The sequence below is a fragment of the Mycobacterium sp. FW102-FHT13B02 genome (genome assembly GCF_058790275.1).
In genome coordinates this window covers 127,287-143,790 of sequence record NZ_JBYTCM010000004.1, presented here as the reverse complement: position 1 = coordinate 143,790, position 16,504 = coordinate 127,287, and the positions used below count along the sequence as shown (strand labels likewise).

General features: G+C 66.1%; 15 protein-coding genes. 5 read left to right on the top strand and 10 right to left on the bottom strand.

The genetic code is table 11. From position 1 onward, the window contains the following. Positions 1–5 precede the first annotated feature (5 nt). The 6 genes from AC3WTE_RS08790 to fadD5 all read right to left on the bottom strand — a co-directional run bounded on the left by AC3WTE_RS08790 (position 6) and on the right by fadD5 (position 7,443). Complete coding sequence (locus AC3WTE_RS08790; RefSeq protein ID WP_492437012.1) at positions 6–1,571, bottom strand: MCE family protein; 1,566 nt, start codon at positions 1,569–1,571, stop codon at positions 6–8. Continuing rightward, positions 1,568–2,596, bottom strand: a complete 1,029-nt coding sequence (locus AC3WTE_RS08785; protein WP_492437011.1) for a virulence factor Mce family protein — start codon at positions 2,594–2,596, stop codon at positions 1,568–1,570. Before AC3WTE_RS08785 ends, AC3WTE_RS08790 begins: the two co-directional genes overlap by 4 nt. Continuing rightward, positions 2,593–3,876, bottom strand: coding sequence for an MCE family protein (locus AC3WTE_RS08780; RefSeq protein WP_492437009.1), 1,284 nt, complete (start codon positions 3,874–3,876; stop codon positions 2,593–2,595). Before AC3WTE_RS08780 ends, AC3WTE_RS08785 begins: the two co-directional genes overlap by 4 nt. A 4-nt stretch (positions 3,877–3,880) precedes the next feature. Beyond that, the gene (locus AC3WTE_RS08775; protein ID WP_459367813.1) at positions 3,881–4,750 is read right to left on the bottom strand and encodes an MlaE family ABC transporter permease; all 870 of its coding nucleotides are present in this window, start codon (positions 4,748–4,750) and stop codon (positions 3,881–3,883) included. A gap of 4 nt (positions 4,751–4,754) precedes the next feature. After that, positions 4,755–5,558: an MlaE family ABC transporter permease gene (locus AC3WTE_RS08770; RefSeq protein ID WP_492437007.1), complete on the bottom strand. Its 804-nt coding sequence runs from the start codon at positions 5,556–5,558 to the stop codon at positions 4,755–4,757. 262 nt (positions 5,559–5,820) lie between these two features. Beyond that, on the bottom strand, positions 5,821–7,443 hold the full coding sequence (gene fadD5, locus AC3WTE_RS08765) for a fatty-acid--CoA ligase FadD5 (protein WP_492437005.1): 1,623 nt from the start codon (positions 7,441–7,443) through the stop codon (positions 5,821–5,823). Positions 7,444–7,579: 136 nt separating this feature from the next. Here fadD5 and AC3WTE_RS08760 point away from each other — a divergent pair, with 136 nt between their 5' ends. Further along, positions 7,580–8,278 (top strand): GntR family transcriptional regulator, encoded by a 699-nt coding sequence (locus tag AC3WTE_RS08760; protein ID WP_492437003.1) that lies wholly within the window; start codon positions 7,580–7,582, stop codon positions 8,276–8,278. Here the strand turns inward: AC3WTE_RS08760 and AC3WTE_RS08755 are convergent, their stop codons facing one another. Both AC3WTE_RS08755 and AC3WTE_RS08750 read right to left on the bottom strand, forming a co-directional pair. Further along, positions 8,279–8,722: an SRPBCC family protein gene (locus tag AC3WTE_RS08755; protein WP_492437001.1), complete on the bottom strand. Its 444-nt coding sequence runs from the start codon at positions 8,720–8,722 to the stop codon at positions 8,279–8,281. 106 nt (positions 8,723–8,828) lie between these two features. Then, positions 8,829–9,260 carry an acyl-CoA thioesterase gene (locus AC3WTE_RS08750; protein ID WP_492436999.1) on the bottom strand — a complete coding sequence of 144 codons (432 nt, stop codon included), beginning with the start codon at positions 9,258–9,260 and terminating at the stop codon, positions 8,829–8,831. Positions 9,261–9,286: 26 nt separating this feature from the next. Here AC3WTE_RS08750 and AC3WTE_RS08745 point away from each other — a divergent pair, with 26 nt between their 5' ends. After that, entirely contained in the window at positions 9,287–10,375 is a 1,089-nt protein-coding gene (locus AC3WTE_RS08745) for an alcohol dehydrogenase catalytic domain-containing protein (RefSeq protein WP_492436997.1), read from the top strand. 66 nt (positions 10,376–10,441) lie between these two features. On the opposite strand, the gene AC3WTE_RS08740 is transcribed toward AC3WTE_RS08745, so the two are convergent. Together AC3WTE_RS08740 and AC3WTE_RS08735 are read right to left on the bottom strand one after the other, a co-directional pair. Beyond that, on the bottom strand, positions 10,442–12,238 hold the full coding sequence (locus tag AC3WTE_RS08740) for an acyl-CoA dehydrogenase (RefSeq protein WP_492436995.1): 1,797 nt from the start codon (positions 12,236–12,238) through the stop codon (positions 10,442–10,444). A 30-nt stretch (positions 12,239–12,268) separates the two neighbouring features. Next, positions 12,269–12,967, bottom strand: a complete 699-nt coding sequence (locus AC3WTE_RS08735; protein ID WP_492436993.1) for a TetR/AcrR family transcriptional regulator — start codon at positions 12,965–12,967, stop codon at positions 12,269–12,271. Between the two features lie 149 nt (positions 12,968–13,116). On the opposite strand from AC3WTE_RS08735, the gene AC3WTE_RS08730 reads away from it, so the two are divergent. The 3 genes from AC3WTE_RS08730 to pntB all read left to right on the top strand — a co-directional run bounded on the left by AC3WTE_RS08730 (position 13,117) and on the right by pntB (position 16,480). Then, positions 13,117–13,230 carry a hypothetical protein gene (locus tag AC3WTE_RS08730; protein ID WP_492437341.1) on the top strand — a complete coding sequence of 38 codons (114 nt, stop codon included), beginning with the start codon at positions 13,117–13,119 and terminating at the stop codon, positions 13,228–13,230. 252 nt (positions 13,231–13,482) lie between these two features. Beyond that, positions 13,483–15,015, top strand: a complete 1,533-nt coding sequence (locus tag AC3WTE_RS08725; RefSeq protein ID WP_492436991.1) for a Re/Si-specific NAD(P)(+) transhydrogenase subunit alpha — start codon at positions 13,483–13,485, stop codon at positions 15,013–15,015. A gap of 34 nt (positions 15,016–15,049) precedes the next feature. Then, positions 15,050–16,480 carry a Re/Si-specific NAD(P)(+) transhydrogenase subunit beta gene (pntB, locus tag AC3WTE_RS08720; protein WP_492436989.1) on the top strand — a complete coding sequence of 477 codons (1,431 nt, stop codon included), beginning with the start codon at positions 15,050–15,052 and terminating at the stop codon, positions 16,478–16,480. The last annotated feature ends 24 nt before the right edge of the window (positions 16,481–16,504 follow it).

Below are 16,504 nucleotides of genomic sequence, written 5' to 3'. Positions count from 1 at the left end.
CGGCCCTATCCTTGCGACCCTGGCGGGAGGAACGGCGGGTTACCCGGCAACGGCGGGGTACCAGCCGGTCCGGCGTTGGGACCCGGCCCCGGCGGCGCCGGCGGAGCGATCAGCGGCCCGGGGATCGGAGCGAATCCGGGAGCGATGTCGTTGTCACCGGGCTGCGGCGTCAGCGGAACCGTCCGGGCACCAACGGGTGCGGGAGGCAACGGCACCGGCGTGCCGGGCACGTTCTCGGCCGGCTGCCCCGGGAAGGCGGCCGACGGCACACCCGGGCCGGTGGGCACACCGGCCGGGTTCGGCGCCGAGGAGACGACATCCGGCGGCGCGTAGCCGGGGCCACCGAACGGACCGACGCTGAGGTGCGAGCACGGCAGCGGATCGGCTGGCGACGGGTCTGCGCCGGCCCCCGGGGTGTACGAGCACGGCGAGCCGGGAGGTACCGCGGGGCCGGGGTGCTCCGGCGTGCCTTCGAGCTTCGGCGGAGCCGGCGGCGGTGCACCGTTCGCGAAGCGCGTGCCGTTGGGATCCGGCCACTGCGCCTCGGGCAGACCAGCGCTGCGCCAGAAGTCTTCGGGGTTCAGCCCGCGCTTCTTGAACGCGGCGTCCACGAACGGCTGCATCAGCTGCGGCGGCAGGATGTTCTCGACCATGACCTTGAAGTACGGACCCGATGCGATGGCCTCGGACAGCGAAGCCACGAACTTGCCCGCCGACACCAGCGTGTCGGCCAGGTCCTGCCGGCGCGCGACGAGGATGTCGCCGATGGTCTTGAGCTGCTCCAGCACGTGGTTGATGTTGGGGTTCTCGTCGATGGTCGCCTGGAGTTGGTGCGACACCTTCGAGATCCGCTCCAGCAACAGGCCGATGGCCTCGCCGCGCTGATTCAGGGCGTGCAGCAGCGTCTGGGCGTTGACGAGCAGCGCGTTCACCTGACCACTGCGGTCGCTGAGGACCGTGGCGATCTTGTTGGCGTTGGCCAACAGCGACCGGACCTGGTCATCACGCTTGCCGATGGTCTCCGAGAGCTTCTGCACCCCTTCGAGCGCGGCGCTCAAGTGCGGCGAGGTCTGGTCGGCGGTCTCGGACAGCACGTTCAGCGAGTCCTTGATCGTCTTGGTGTCCCAGCCCTGCGAGGCCCGCGTGACATCGAAGATCGCGTCGTAAATCTGGTACGGCGTGGACGTCTGCCCCAGCGGCAGCGTGCCCCTTGCCGGCAGCTTGTGGGTGCCCTTGGGCTCGATCTCGATGGCCTTACGACCCAGGATGGTCTCGGTCTTGATCAGCGCGCGGCTGTCCGAGCCGATGGTGTTGGTGCCGATCTGGAAGCCGATGATCACCTTGTCGCGATCGATGTCCATGGACTTGACCTGGCCGACGTTCACACCGTCGATGCGGACGAAGTCGCCCACCATGAGGCCGCCGGTATCGCTGAACTGGCCGTAGTACGTCGGGGACGCGAAGAGCATCGGCACGTTCGTGACGGACGCTCCGACCGCCGTCACCAGCGCGACGACAGCGAGGCCCATTGCGCCTCTGCGGACCCGGTCGGATCCTTCTATGGTCCTCACTTCGGCGTGCACCTTCCCGACGGCTGGTTGAAGAGCTTGACCGTGCGCACCGGACCGCCCGGCTGCAAACCGTTCATCTTCACCTCGACGTCACAGACGTAGAAGTTGAAGAAGTCACCGTAGACACCACCGGCGCGGCCCAGAATCTTCAGCGCCTGCGGGACCTTCTGCAGGGTGTCGTTCAGCTGCTCCTTCTGGTCGACCAGGGACTGCTGCGTGGTCTCCACGTAGCCGAGGGTGTCGTGCAGCAACGGGCGGTTGTCGCCCAGCAGGTCACCGAGGGAGTTGGCGGCATTGCTGATGTTGGCCACCGAGTCGGCGATCGGGTCGGCGCGGTTCTTCAGCCCGGTCACCAGCCCCTCGAAGTTCTTGAGCGTGTCGTCGAACTGCTTCTGGTGCTTGACCGTGGTGTCGAGGACCGTGTTGAGGTTCTTGATCACCTCACCGATGGCCTGGTCCTGCTCCCCGATGGTCGAGCTGAACTGCGCGGTCTGATCGAGGATGTTGTTGATGGTCCCGCCCTCGCCCTGGAAGATCGTCACGATCGACGAGGCGATGGTGTTGACCTTCTGCGGATCGAGCGAACGGAACAGCGGCCGGAAGCCACCGACCAGCGCGTCGAGGTCCAGCGCGGGCTCGGTGCGCTCGATCGGGATGGTGCCGCCGGGCGGCAGGATCTGGTTGCTCTCACCCCGCCGCAGGTCCAGGAACCGGTTACCGAGCAGGTCGAGGTAGCGGATGTGCGCCGAGGTCTGCTGGTACAGCGGAACCGACTTGTCGACGTTGAAGTGCACCCGCACCTTGCCGCCGGGGATCAGTTCGACATCGGTGACCTTGCCGACCTCGACGCCGAAGGCACGCACGAACTGATCGGCCTTGAGGCCGCTCGTGTTGTCGAAGATCGCGTAGTAGTCGTTGTTCCGGCTGAACCGGAACTGACCGAACACGATGAAGATGCCTGCCGTGAACGCCAGCAGGACAGCGGAGAAGATGGCGAGTTTGATCGCCGTGCCCTTGATGCTCATGGGTTGATCGTGTTCTCCCCGTCTTGACGACCCCAGACGTATTCGGACGCAAACGGCGAACCGAGACCGAAGTGGTTGTACGGCGCGATCGACGCGCCAGTGTCCATCACCATGTAGGGCATCGGGAGGATGTCCTTGGTGACCGTCCAGCAACCCGGGCGGCCCATCGGACCGCCGGAGGCGTTGATCCGCGGGAGGTTGTCCGGGTAGACGTACTGGTTGGCCGCGCCGACGAGTTCGGTGTGGGTGACCAGCGAGAAGCCGTTGCCGCCCAGGCCCTTGGCCGCGGCCGGCGCACCCGCGGCGAATCCACGGAACAAACAGTCGAGCTCAGGGGCGTACTTGTCCAGCAGCGCCGAGGTCGGCAGCAGGTCCTGCACACCACGGACCAGATACGGGCCGCCGCGCTCCAGAATGTCACCACCGGTGTTACCGAACCCGACCGCCGACATCAGCGCCTGATCGATGTTGCCGCGCTGATCATTCAGCGTGCGCTCGGTGGTCACGGCATTCTTGAGCCCGTCCCACAGATCCGGCGACGCCTTCGCGTAGACCTCGGTCAGGTCGGCCAGCGCCTTCGTATCGTGCCGGAACGTCGGCATCCGCTGATTCAGGTCCGCAAGAATGGTGTTGCCGTTGACCAACGACTGACCGAACTTCTCCCCCAGACCATCGAGCGCCTGCGCGGCCGCCGTCAGCGTCTGGTTCAGCTTGATGGGGTCGACCTGCTCGGAGATCGCCGTGATGGTCTCGAACAACGTGTTGAACTCCGTCGTGACGCACGCGGTCGGCGGCGTCGGCGGGGAGCACTTGGACACGTCGATGGTGTCGCCACCCCGCAGGCGCTGCGGCGCCGGGCTCGGCGGTGAGGTGAACGAGACGTACTTGTTGCCGAAGGCCGTGGTGGCCAACAGCTTCACGTCGACGTTCTTGGGCAGCAGGCCCAGGTACTGCGGGTCGACGTTCAGGACCAGCTTGGCCTCGGGCGTCTGGCCCTGATGCCCGACGACCTGAATCTCCTTGACGCGGCCGATGGGCACGCCGTTGTAGGTGGCCTTCGAGCCGGGATCCATGGACAGGCCCGACCGTGGGGTCAGCACGTAGAGCTGGGCCTTGGTGTCGAAATACCCACGGAACTGGGCCCAGGTCAGGCTCAGCACCACGGCGGTGACGATCGCCATGACCACGCCGGCGATCTTGTAGGGCGGGGTCCGGTCCTTGTTGAGCGGCGCGTGGACCTGCCCATCGGCGACCGGCGGCAGCGGCTGTGGATTCGTCATCGGGTCACACCGTCAGGTTGAAGTTCGGGTCGGTGCCATACAGCGCCAACGAGAAGAGCAGAACGACCGTGACGATCGCGATCAGTGACGTACGCATCGAGCGGCCCACAGCCTCGCCCACACCGACGGCGCCGCCGCTGGCGTAGTAACCGAAGTAGGCGTGGTTGAGGAGGACGACCACCGACATGATGATGACCTCGAGGAACGACCACATGACGTCGTCGACGCGCAGGAACGTGTGGAAGTAGTGCTCGTAGGTACCGACCGACTGTCCGTAGAACAGAGTGGTCACCAGCTGAGCCGACAGGAACGACAGCAGGATGGCCATCGCGTACAGCGGGATGATGACGACCATGCCCGCGATCAACCGGGTCGACACCAGGAAGGACAGGGACTTGACGCCCATGACCTCGAGGGCGTCGACCTCTTCACTGATGCGCATGGCGCCGAGCTCGGCGGTGGCACCGGCGCCGACCGTCGCGGCCAGGGCCTGACCGGTCACGACCGGGGCGACGACGCGAATATTGGCCAGGGCGGCAAAGAAGCCGGTGAAGGCCGCGACACCGATGTTGCCCAGGGACGCGAAACCCTGGATGGCGATTAGTGAGCCGGCGGCCAGGGTGACGAAGCCGATGATGGCCACCGTGCCGCCGATGACGGCCATGGCGCCCGTGCCCATGCCGACCTCGGCGATGAGCCGCAGTACCTCTTTGCGGTAGTAGCGGAACGCGTGCGGGATGTGCCCGACCGCCGAGACGACGAAGACCGCGACGTGACCGAGGCTGTCGAACATCCTCGCCGGCGCAGCACCGATTTCGGCGACCTTGGAGAACGCCCGGGGGAACCGCCCCCGGAGAACTGTCGATGTGCTCATTCCGTCACCCGGCCTGCGTTCCGAACTTGACGCCGATCGTGGTGAGCACGACGTTCACCCCGAACAGCGCGATGACACAAAGCACCAGCGTTTCGTTCACCGCGGTGCCGACACCCTTCGAACCGCCCGCCACGGTGAGCCCGCGGTAACAACCGACCAGTCCGGCGATCAGGCCGAAGATGGTGGCCTTGAGCACCGAGATCACGACCTCGGGGAAGCCCGTCAGCAGCGTCAGCGTCGAGACGTAGGCGCCGGCGTTGACGTTCTGGATGTAGACACCGAAGAAGTAGCCGCCGACCAGGCCGATGATGATCACCGCACCGTTGAGCATGAAGGCGACGAACGTGGAGGCCACCACGCGTGGCACCACCAGGCGCTCGATCGGGTCGATGCCCAGCACCTCCATGGCGTCGATCTCTTCACGGACGGTCCGGGCGCCGAGGTCGGCGCAGATGGCCGTCGACCCGGCGCCGGCAACCACGAGCACCGTCACCAGCGGGCCCAGCTGGGTGACAGCACCCAGGGCCGCGCCGGCGCCGGAGACGTCAGCCGCGCCGAACTCCGCGAGCAGGATGTTCAGCGTGAAGATGATCAGCACCGTCAGCGGGATGGAGACCGCCAGCGTGGGCAGGAAGGCCACCCGGATCAGGAACCAGCTCTGAAGGACGAACTCCTTCCACTGGAAGGGCCGGGAGACCAGCGCCTTGAAGGTGAGGACGCACATCTTGACGAAGCCACCGATCTTGGTGAATGGCTTGTCCAACTGATCCTTGAGATAACTGACCAAGGTGTTGTCCGAGGCTGTCACTGATCAGCCTTCCCTTCCGGAAAACGGCCGTTCCGCGGCTTCACGCGTGGCACGCCCCCTCCTTAGCCCCTAGCACAAACTGAGTGATTTCTGTCTCGCTACTCCCGAGTAGTAAGACGGACCACAGGAGAGTACCCGATACACCGCGTACCCCGTGACCCAACTGAGGGATAATTGCGTTCCGTTTCAGCAAACGCGACATGGGCCCATCCGCCCTCCGCTCAGGTGGTGGAATTTCTCAGCGCGTCGTCACTTGCCACGCTTACGACACACTTGTATCACCGAACCGCTCGCGTAGTTCCGTTTTAAGGACCTTGCCAGAAGGATTTCGCGGAAGCGCGTCGACGATTTCGAGTGCTTTGGGGTGCTTGTATCGCGCCAGTCGTTCGGTCAGGAAATCATCGAGATCCGCCAGCGTCAGCACACTTTCGCTTTCGACGTGCGCGTTCGGCGTCACCGCGACGACCGCGACGGGCACCTCACCCCACTTTTCATGGGGGCGTCCGATCACCGCGACTTCGGTAATTGACGGGTGCGCGGCCAGAATGTTCTCTACCTCCGCGCAGTAAATATTTTCGCCGCCGGAAATAATCATGTCCTTTTTACGGTCGACGACCCAGATGTAACCCTCATCGTCCTGGCGGACCAAGTCGCCGGAATGGAACCAACCGCCGGCGAATGCCTCGGCAGTCGCTTTCGGGTTGTTCCAATATCCCGCCATGAGGGTGGGCGCACGGTAGACGATCTCCCCGACCTCGCCGACCGGCACGTCGTTCATGTTGTCGTCGACCACGCGCGCGGACACGGTCGGAATCACCCGTCCGACCGATCCGAGCTTGCGCAGCGCGTCCTGGCTCAACAGCATGCACGTCACCGGCGACATCTCGGTCTGACCGAACGCAGCAAAGATCTGCGTGCCGGGGAACGTCGCCGCCATCTCCCTCAGAAGAGTGTCCGACGCGGGCGCCGCGCCCCAGGACAACACACGCAGTTTCACGTTGCGGGGCTTGGCCTGCTGTGCTGCGCACACCGCCTGCCACTGGGCCGGAACCAGGAAGATCGAGGAGACGCCCTCGACCTCCAGCACGTCGAGCAGGGCGCCGGGGTCGAACGCGCCCAGCGGGTAGATGACCGTCGGCAGACCCAGCAACAGGCCGCCGATCATGTTGCCGATGCCGGCGATGTGGAAGAAGGGGACGCCGATGAAGCCGACGTCGTTGTTGATGTCTGGCGCGATGGTGAACAGGTTGGTCATGCCCTGACCCATGATGTTGACGTGCGTGAGCACGGCACCCTTGGGGTACCCGGTAGTGCCTGAGGTGTACATGATCAGCGCCGGCGAGTCCTCGGGGATATCGACAGGCGCGGGCGGCGCTCCTTCCTCGGCGAGCACATCCTCGTAACCGAGCACGTCGCCCTCGGTCGCGCCGCCGGCGACGATCACCGTGCCCAGCGACGGTTCCAGCTCCCGCACCGCGGTGGCGACCGGGGCCAGCACCTGCTCGGTGATCACGGCCTTCGGGTCACAGTCCCGGACCAGGTAGGCGATCTCGGGCGGCGTCATGCGGAAGTTGACCGGCACCGCGATGGCGCCGAGGAGGTTGGCGGCCAGGAATGCCTCGACGTATTCGGTGCGGTTCAGCATCAGGATCAGCACGCGGTCGCCGAAGCCGACCCCTCGACGGCTCAGCGCTCCCGCGAGTTTCGTGACCCGACGCTGCAGCTCACCCCACGTGACGGTCTGGCCCACGAACCGCATCGCGGTGGCGTCCGGCTGCATGAGGGCGTGACGGGCGAGGTGGGTGGTCCAGTTCTGCCGACGAGCGAGATAAGGCTGCTCGAGTGCTGCGGATGACACGGTCTGCTCCTGCGTCTCGATCGACATCGCGGCGAAATTGACATGACCACGACAAGCGATGCTGATATTTGATCAAATATAGTGTTGCCGCCGTCACAATAAGACGCCGGCACCAGCCGGACAACCGCCGGGGTCGCCCTGCCCGCCCAGAAGAAGGACTGCCGTGAACGCCTCGGCCAAACCGCTACCCGGCCTCCAGCGGGCCCGTCGGCGGGAACAGCTGTCCGACGAGGTGGCGGCCCATCTCCGGGCGGCCATCATGTCGGGCAGTTTGCGTCCGGGCACCTTCGTCCGGCTCGACGAGACCGCTGACGCGCTCGGCGTGAGCATCACGCCGGTCCGCGAGGCACTACGCACCCTGCGCGGCGAGGGCATGGTCCAACTCGAACCCAACCGTGGTCACGTGGTGTCCGCGTTCACGCGCGACGACATCGCCGACATCTTCTGGCTGCAGGCCACCATCGCCACCGAGATCGCCGCGAACGCGGCCCGGCGCATCACCGAGCCCGTGATCGCCGAACTCGACCGGCTCACCGACGAGCTCGCCGATGCCGTCGCCGCGGGTGATGCAGACGCAATCGCCCTGGCGGAGTTCCTGTTTCATCGGGAGTTCAACCGCGCCGCCGGCCGCACCAAGCTGGCGTGGTTCCTGCTCCATGCGGCGCGGTACCTACCGGTGCGCATCTACGCCGCCGACCCGGAGTGGGGCGCCGCAGCCGTCGCCAGTCACCGGGCACTGGTTGCGGCGTTGCGGGACAAGGACATCGATGAGGTCGTCCGGCAAACCCGCGGCCAGTTCGACGACGCCGCCGAGCGGTTGACCGACCGCCTCGACGAACTCGGGCTATGGCCCTCGGGCTAGTTAGCCGGCCGAGAGCTGCTCAGCGCGCGTCTTGAGGTTTCCGGCCAGGTGGTCCAGTGCGTCATTGACGACCTTCTTGACCATCATCGACGGGATACCCGGCATGTCGACCTCGACATCCATGTCGACGGTCAGCAGGGCACTCGCCCCGAGATCGACCACCGAGAACAGCTGCTCCTGCTTGGAGAACAGGTTGCCCTGCTGCATGACGGTCTGGATCTGACCGTCGCCCGGGTAGTAGACCGCCTGGATGTACGAGCCGTCCATGCCCTGAATCTTGGTGTCCAGCCTCAGCTGGCTGGGACGACCGTCGTCGTAGCGGTGCAGGATCCAGCAGCCGGTGACCTCTTCGTTCCACTGCGGGTAGGCCTCGAAGTCGGCCACGATCCCCAGGATGTGCGCTGCTGGTGCGGCCACCTCGACGGTCTTGCTCACGATCGGCATGCCGCCGAGCATATCGAGGCCCGTATGCCGTCGATCCTGCGCATGCATCCGTTGACCCTGAACTGACGGCGCACGTATCTCGACATTTCCCGCCCTGAACACAGGCTCAACAGGCGACGGCGGTCTCCAGCAGCTCGCGGATGGGCGCCGGGATGGGGACGGGACGCCGGGCGTCCCGGTCGACGTAGACGTGCACCCAGCTGCCGACCGCGGCAGGTGTGTTTTCCCCGGCCGCCCACAGCCCGGTGCGGTAGGTGACGCTGCTGTTGCCCAGCCGGGTCACCGCCAGCCCGACCACCAGCTGCGACGGAAACTTCAGCTCCGCGAAGTAGCGGCAGCCCGATTCGGCGACCACCCCGAGCCACGGTGCGGCCACCGGGTCGACGTCGCACGTGGTGTTGATCCACGCGTTGATCGCGGTATCGAACAGCTCGTAGTAGACCGCGTTGTTGAGGTGGCCGAACATGTCGTTGTCGGTCCAGCGGGTCTGTACGGGCCAGTGCACCGGAAATTCCGCGGTGGTCAGTGCCTGCTCCATGCCGGCCAGTCTGTCAGGCTGGTGCCATGTTGATTCGCGGTGCCGTACTCGAAGAGATCGGGCGAGCCCGCCCGTATGCCGAATCACGGCCACTCACCGTCAGCGAGCTCGAATTGGACGCACCCGGCGACGGAGAGGTGCTGGTGCGTATCGAGGCGGCCGGCCTCTGCCATTCCGACCTGTCGGTGGTGGACGGCAACCGGGTCCGCCCGGTGCCGATGCTGCTCGGCCACGAGGCTGCCGGCATCGTCGAACAAGTCGGCGGCACTTCGGATTTGGCCGTCGGCCAGCGGGTGGTCATGACCTTCCTGCCGCGCTGCGGGCAGTGCCGGTCCTGCGCGACCGACGGCCTGGCCCCCTGCATCCCGGGCAGCGCCGCCAACGGCGCGGGCACGCTGCTCAGCGGCGAGACGCGGCTATCCCGAAGCGGCGCGACAGTTCTGCATCACCTCGGGGTGTCCGCCTTCGCAACGTACGCGGTGGTGGATCGCCGATCGGTGGTACCGGTGGACAGTGACGTCCCTCCGGTGGTCGCATCACTGCTCGGCTGCGCGGTGCTGACGGGCGGCGGCGCGGTCCTCAACGCCGGACAGCCGAAGCCCGGCCAGACGGTGGCCATCGTGGGCATGGGTGGGGTCGGCATGGCGGCCATGCTGACCGCACTGGCGCACGACGACGTGCGGGTCGTCGCGGTGGACCGGCTGCCCGACAAGCTCGAGCAGGCCCGTGCACTCGGCGCCCACGATGCCGTCACCGATCCCGGCGACATCAAGGCCGACGTGGTCATCGAGGCCGCCGGCCACCCCGCCGCCCTAGAAACCGCGATCGGCATGACCGCCCCCGGCGGCAAGACCATCACGGTCGGCCTGCCCCACCCTGATGCGCGAATCACGGTGTCCCCGTTGGCTTTGGTCGCCGATGGCCGGTCGCTGATCGGCAGCTACCTCGGGTCAGCGGTGCCGGCGCGAGACATTCCGCGCTTCGTCGACCTGTGGCGGTCCGGCCGGCTGCCGGTCGAGAAGCTGGTGTCCGACACCATCGCCCTCGACGACATCAACACCGGCATGGACGCCCTGGCCGACGGCCGCGCCGTGCGCCAGATCATTACCTTCTAGCAAGCCCAACGTGAAGAAGATCGCGTGATTTCACTGAATCTTCGTCATCTACTTCACGTTCGGCGACTAGAACCAAGCGTCCCGCATCTCCAGCGTGGTCCGGTCCAGCGACTCCAGCAGGTCCAATTGCGGTGCGGTCTTGGGCAATTCGAACCGGAAGAAGTACCGGGCGGCCTGGCGCTTGCCGTCATAGAAATCGCCGTCTTTACCGGCGGCCGCGACGAACTGCTCCAGCCACAACCACGCCACGACGATGTGCCCGAACGCTTCCAGGTAGACGTGGCTGTTGGCCATCACCGCAGGGACGTCGCCCGAGCCGAACATGCCGGCAGTCACCCCAACGAGCCGCTGCCACGACGCGTCGAGCGCGGCCGCCAACTCGGCGCCCTCGCCACCCAGGGCGGAGGCCGTCCCCACCGTCTCGGCGATGACCTGCCCGAGTGCCGCCAGGCTGGCCCCGCCGCGCTGAGTCACCTTGCGGCCCAACAGGTCCAGGCTCTGGATGCCGTTGGTACCCTCGTGGATCGGGTTCAGCCGGTTGTCCCGGTAATGCTGCTCGACGTCGTACTCACGCGTGTAGCCGTACCCGCCGTGCACCTGGATCGCCAGGTTGTTGGCTTCCAGGCACCACTGCGACGGCCAGCTCTTGGCCACCGGCGTCAGGATGTCGATCAAGAGACCGGCCGTGTCGGCCTCGGCATCCCACTCCGCACTGTGCTGCACATCCACCAGCCGCGCGCAGTACAGACCCAGGGCCATTCCGCCTTCGACATAGGCCTTCTGCGCCAACAACATTCGACGGACGTCGGGATGTTCGACGATGGGCACCTGCGGCGTCGCCGGGTCCTTGACGTCCAGCGGGCGGCCCTGCGGCCGCTCCCGCGCGTACTGCACCGACTTGAGGTAGCCGGTGTAGCCCAGCGCCACCGCGCCCATGCCGACGGCCAGCCGGGCCTCGTTCATCATCTGGAACATGTAGACGATGCCGCGGTGCGGCTCGCCGACCAGGTAGCCGACCGCGCCGTTCTCGCCGCCCGGATTGAACTGTGTGTCACCGAAATTCAGCACGGTGTTGGTGACACCGCGCTGCCCCATCTTGTGGTTCAGCCCAGCGATGGCGACGTCGTTGCGCTCGCCGATGGACCCGTCGGCGTTCACCAGGTACTTGGGCACGATGAACAGCGAGATGCCCTTGGTACCAGGGGGCCCGCCGGGGATCTTGGCCAGCACCAGGTTGACGATGTTGTCGGTGATCTCGTGCTCGGCGCCCGAAATCCACATCTTCGACCCGAACAGCCGATAGGTGCCGTCCTCGCGCGGTTCGGCGCGCGTGGCCACGTCGGCCAGCGAGGATCCGGCCTGGGTCTCCGAGAGCGCCATGGTGCCCGAGAAGCGGCCTGCGAGCATGGGTTTGACGTAGGTCTCGATCTGTTCGGGCGTACCGAACCTGGTCAGCAGATTGACGTTGGCGATGGTCAGCATCAGATACCCCGATGTCGACACGTTGGCGGCGGCGATCCAGGCAAACGCCGCCTGCGCGACGACCGCGGGCAGTTGCGCCCCGCCGACCGACTCCTCCATGGACATGCCGATGAGATCAGCCGAGACGAATGCGTCCCAGGCCTCTTTGACCTCGGGGACCATCGTGACGGTCTGTCCGTCGAAGGTCGGCTCGTTGGCGTCGCTCTTCTTGTTGTGCGGCGCGAAGTAACGCTCAGCCAGCTGTTCGCTGAGGTCCAGGACCCCGTCGAAGGTTTCGCGCGAATGGTCGGCGAACCGCTTGCGGCCGGTGAGTTCGTCGACCTTCAGCCATTCGTACAGCAGGAAGTCGAGGTCCCGGCGGGACAGCAGCAGAGATTTCATCGGGCCTCGGTCACCTCTCGAACGCGCTGGTCAGTGTGATGTGCCGTCGCCGAGGGGGTCCTCGGTGCGGATCGTTTCGTCGCGGATCAGTCCGCGCAGCAGTGCGGTGCTGAACTCGACGGCGATCTCGGAAGCCGTGCGCCGGCCGTGCGGCCGCAGCCACCGGTAGGCCCCCAGCGTCATCCCGATGTAGCCCAGTGCCAGCACATGCGAGTCGCAGTCGTTGAACTCGCCGCTGGCGATGCCGCGGTCGATGACGTCGCGGACGTGCTCATAGACCGTGGTCTCGGCCTTGCGGATGTAGGCCACCTGCTCCTCGGTGAACCATTCGGTGATGTACGGCCCCTCCTGGAAGTACACTGCCGCGGACTCCAGGTCGGTGGCGATGCCGGTCAGCAGGCGCCGGGTGAAGTTGAAGATGGTCTCACGCGCCGAGGCCGTCGGATCGTCATGCAGGGCGTCGACGGTGAAGTCGGCGGTCGACTTGTAGATGTCCCACAGGATCAGCGACTTGCTGGCGTAGTAGTGGTAGACGGTCGCCTTGTTGAGCCCGACGGCGTCGGCGACGTCATCCATGCGGGTGCCGTGGTAGCCGCGCGCCGCGAACAACTTGGCGGCCACTGCCAACAACTCCTCGCGCCGCGACGAGCCGTTCGACCCGTTCGACGCAGACGACGCCCCCGCGGGCGACCCCGATGCAGCACCTTTTGTCGACGACTCTGTGGACATGTCAGCTCACTCTATGCAGCCGGGCGCCAGCCCGGGACCAATCAACTGGTTGGCCAGTCTATGCCGTGGCATGTCCACAGCCGATCCGCCACTCACTCGCCAGCTCCAGCAGCTAAGCTCACGAGTAACAAGCTTGTCGGTTGGAGGTACTGATGGATCCGAGTCCGGATTACGACGCGAGCGACGAGATCGAGTACTTCTTCAACTGGGTCCCGTGGGGCCTGCGCGGCGTATACCCGCCCCCGGCGTACCCCCCGGTCTAACCGCCGCTGAATTTCACCCCACCGACCGGTGTCTCGGCGCGTGCCGTCTCACCGGTCGGAATTTTGCTGTACCAAATCGCCGCCGTCCCGTAGACATATCCCCGGCAACGCCCCGCAGTGGATTTTTGGTCGGGTTATGAGCGACTGCTAATTTATGAGCGATTGCTAACTGGTATAGGGGGCAAGGGCACCGTCCAGACCTGGATGGGGGAGACTCTTGCAAGCAAACCAACACAGATCGGATCGAATTCGATGATCATCGGGATTCCCCGCGAGTCTCTGGCTGGTGAGACGCGGGTTGCCGCCACTCCTGCAACTGTCGGGCAGCTGATCAAGCTCGGCTATTCGGTAGTGGTCGAATCTGGCGCGGGTGCCGCCTCCAGTTTTGCCGACGCCGCCTATGTAGAGGCCGGGGCCAGTATCGGCTCTTCCGCCGAGGCGCTGTACGCGGACATCGTTTTGAAGGTCAACGCGCCTGACGACGGTGAGATCGCCGCCCTCAAGGACGGCGCCACCCTGGTCTCGCTCATCTCCCCCGCTTTGAAGCCGGAACTGGTCGAAAAGCTCGCCACCCGCCCGATCACCGTGCTGGCCATGGACGCGGTGCCGCGTATCTCGCGCGCCCAGTCCCTGGATGTGCTGTCCTCGATGGCCAACATCGCCGGCTACCGCGCCGTCGTCGAGGCCGCCCACGCTTTTGGGCGGTTCTTCACCGGCCAGGTCACCGCGGCCGGCAAGGTTCCCCCGGCCAAGGTCCTCGTCGTCGGCGCCGGCGTGGCGGGCCTGGCCGCGATCGGCGCCGCCGGATCGCTGGGCGCCATCGTGCGCGCCACAGACCCGCGCCCTGAGGTCGCCGACCAGGTCGCCTCCCTCGGCGGGGAGTACCTGTCCGTCGCCAACGAGGCCGCCGAGGTGTCCGCCACCGGCTACGCCAAAGAGATGGACGACGACTACAAGGCACGCGAGGCGCAGCTGTACGCCGAGCAGTGCAAGGACGTCGACATCATCATCACGACCGCGCTGATCCCGGGCCGTCCCGCGCCGCGGATCATCACCGGGGAGATGGTTGCCTCGATGAAGCCCGGTTCGGTGATAGTCGACATGGCCGCGGCCAACGGCGGCAACGTCGAGGGCACTGTCAAGGACCAGGCGGTAGTCACCGACAATGGCGTGACCATCATCGGCTACACCGACCTGGCCGGCCGCCTGCCCGCGCAGGCCTCCCAGCTGTACGGCACCAACCTGGTCAACCTGCTCAAGCTGCTCACCCCGGAGAAGGACGGCCAGGTCGTCCTCGACTTCGACGACGTGGTGCAGCGCGGCGTGACCGTCGTGCGCGACGGTGAGATCACCTGGCCGCCGCCACCGGTGCAGGTCTCCGCCGCTCCGGCCGCAGCCGCTGCCGCCGCTCCCGTGGTGTCGAAGATCAAGGAGCCGATGTCGACGCAGCGTCGTCTGGGCATCACCTTCGGCGCCGCGGCCGTGCTGTTCGCGCTGATCGCCGCCTCCCCAGCTGCCCTGCAGGTCCACCTGACGGTGTTCGCGCTGGCGATCGTCATCGGCTACTACGTGATCGGGCACGTGCACCACGCGCTGCACACCCCGCTGATGTCGGTGACCAACGCGATCTCCGGAATCATCGTGGTCGGCGCCCTGCTGCAGATCGGGCATCACAACACCCCGATCACCGCCCTGGCCGGCGTCGCGATTCTGCTCGCCAGCATCAACGTCTTCGGCGGCTTCGCGGTGACCCGCCGCATGCTGGCCATGTTCTCCCGCAGCTAGAGCCTGCTGACCTCAGAACCTTTGGAACGGATTCATGTTCAACGCAGAAACCATCACCAACGTGGCGAACGCGGCCTACGTCGTCGCTGCCCTGTTGTTCATCCTCGCTCTGGCCGGCCTGTCCAAGCACGAGACCTCCAAGGCCGGTAACGCCTTCGGCATGGCCGGCATGGGCGTGGCGCTGGTCGCCACCATCGTCCTGGCCATCAACAAGCACATCGAGCCCCTGGGCCTGGCGCTGCTGATCGGCGCCATGGCCGTCGGTGCTGCCATCGGTCTGTGGCGCGCCAAGGTCGTCGAGATGACCGGCATGCCCGAACTGATCGCGCTGCTGCACTCGTTCGTCGGTCTGGCCGCCGTGCTGGTCGGCTGGAGTGGCTACCTGCACGCCGAGTTCGACCCGAACGGCCAGGGCGCGCTCGAGCTGGCCAAAGAGGGCATGCTGGGGATTCATTCGGCCGAGGTCTTCATCGGTGTGTTCATCGGTGCCGTGACCTTCACCGGTTCGATCGTGGCCAACCTGAAGCTCTCGGCCAAGATCAAGTCCGCGCCGCTGATGCTGCCGGGCAAGAACTTCCTCAACGTCGGCTCGCTGGTGCTGTTCGTCGCGCTGACCGTGTGGTTCTGCATCTCGCCGAACCTGTGGCTGCTGGTCGGCGTCACGGTCCTGGCCCTGCTGCTCGGCTGGCACCTGGTCGCCTCCATCGGCGGTGGCGACATGCCCGTCGTGGTGTCGATGCTCAACAGCTACTCCGGTTGGGCCGCGGCCGCCTCGGGCTTCCTGCTCTCGAACGACCTGCTGATCATCACCGGCGCGCTCGTCGGCTCCTCCGGTGCCTACCTGTCCTACATCATGTGCAAGGCCATGAACCGGTCGTTCATCTCCGTCATCGCCGGTGGCTTCGGCATCGAGGCCGGCCCGGCCGAGGACAAGGACTACGGCGAGCACCGCGAGATCACCGCCGAAGGCGCCGCAGAGCTGCTGGGCTCGGCGGACACCGTCATCATCACCCCGGGTTACGGCATGGCCGTCGCCCAGGCGCAGTACGGCGTGGCCGACCTGACCCGCAAGCTGCGCGACAAGGGCGTCAACGTCCGCTTCGGTATCCACCCCGTCGCCGGTCGTCTGCCCGGCCACATGAACGTGCTGCTCGCCGAGGCCAAGGTGCCCTACGACATCGTGCTCGAGATGGACGAGATCAACGACGACTTCGATGACACCGCAGTCGTTTTGGTGATCGGCGCCAACGACACCGTCAACCCGGCCGCGTCCGAGGACCCGGGCAGCCCGATCGCCGGCATGCCGGTGCTGACGGTGTGGAACGCCGACAACGTCATCGTGTTCAAGCGCTCCATGGCCTCGGGCTACGCGGGCGTGCAGAACCCGCTGTTCTTCCGCGAGAACACCCAGATGCTGTTCGGCGACGCCCGCGACCGCGTCAACGACATCCTGGCCGCGCTGTAGCGAACTCTGCGAGGTTGACATTCG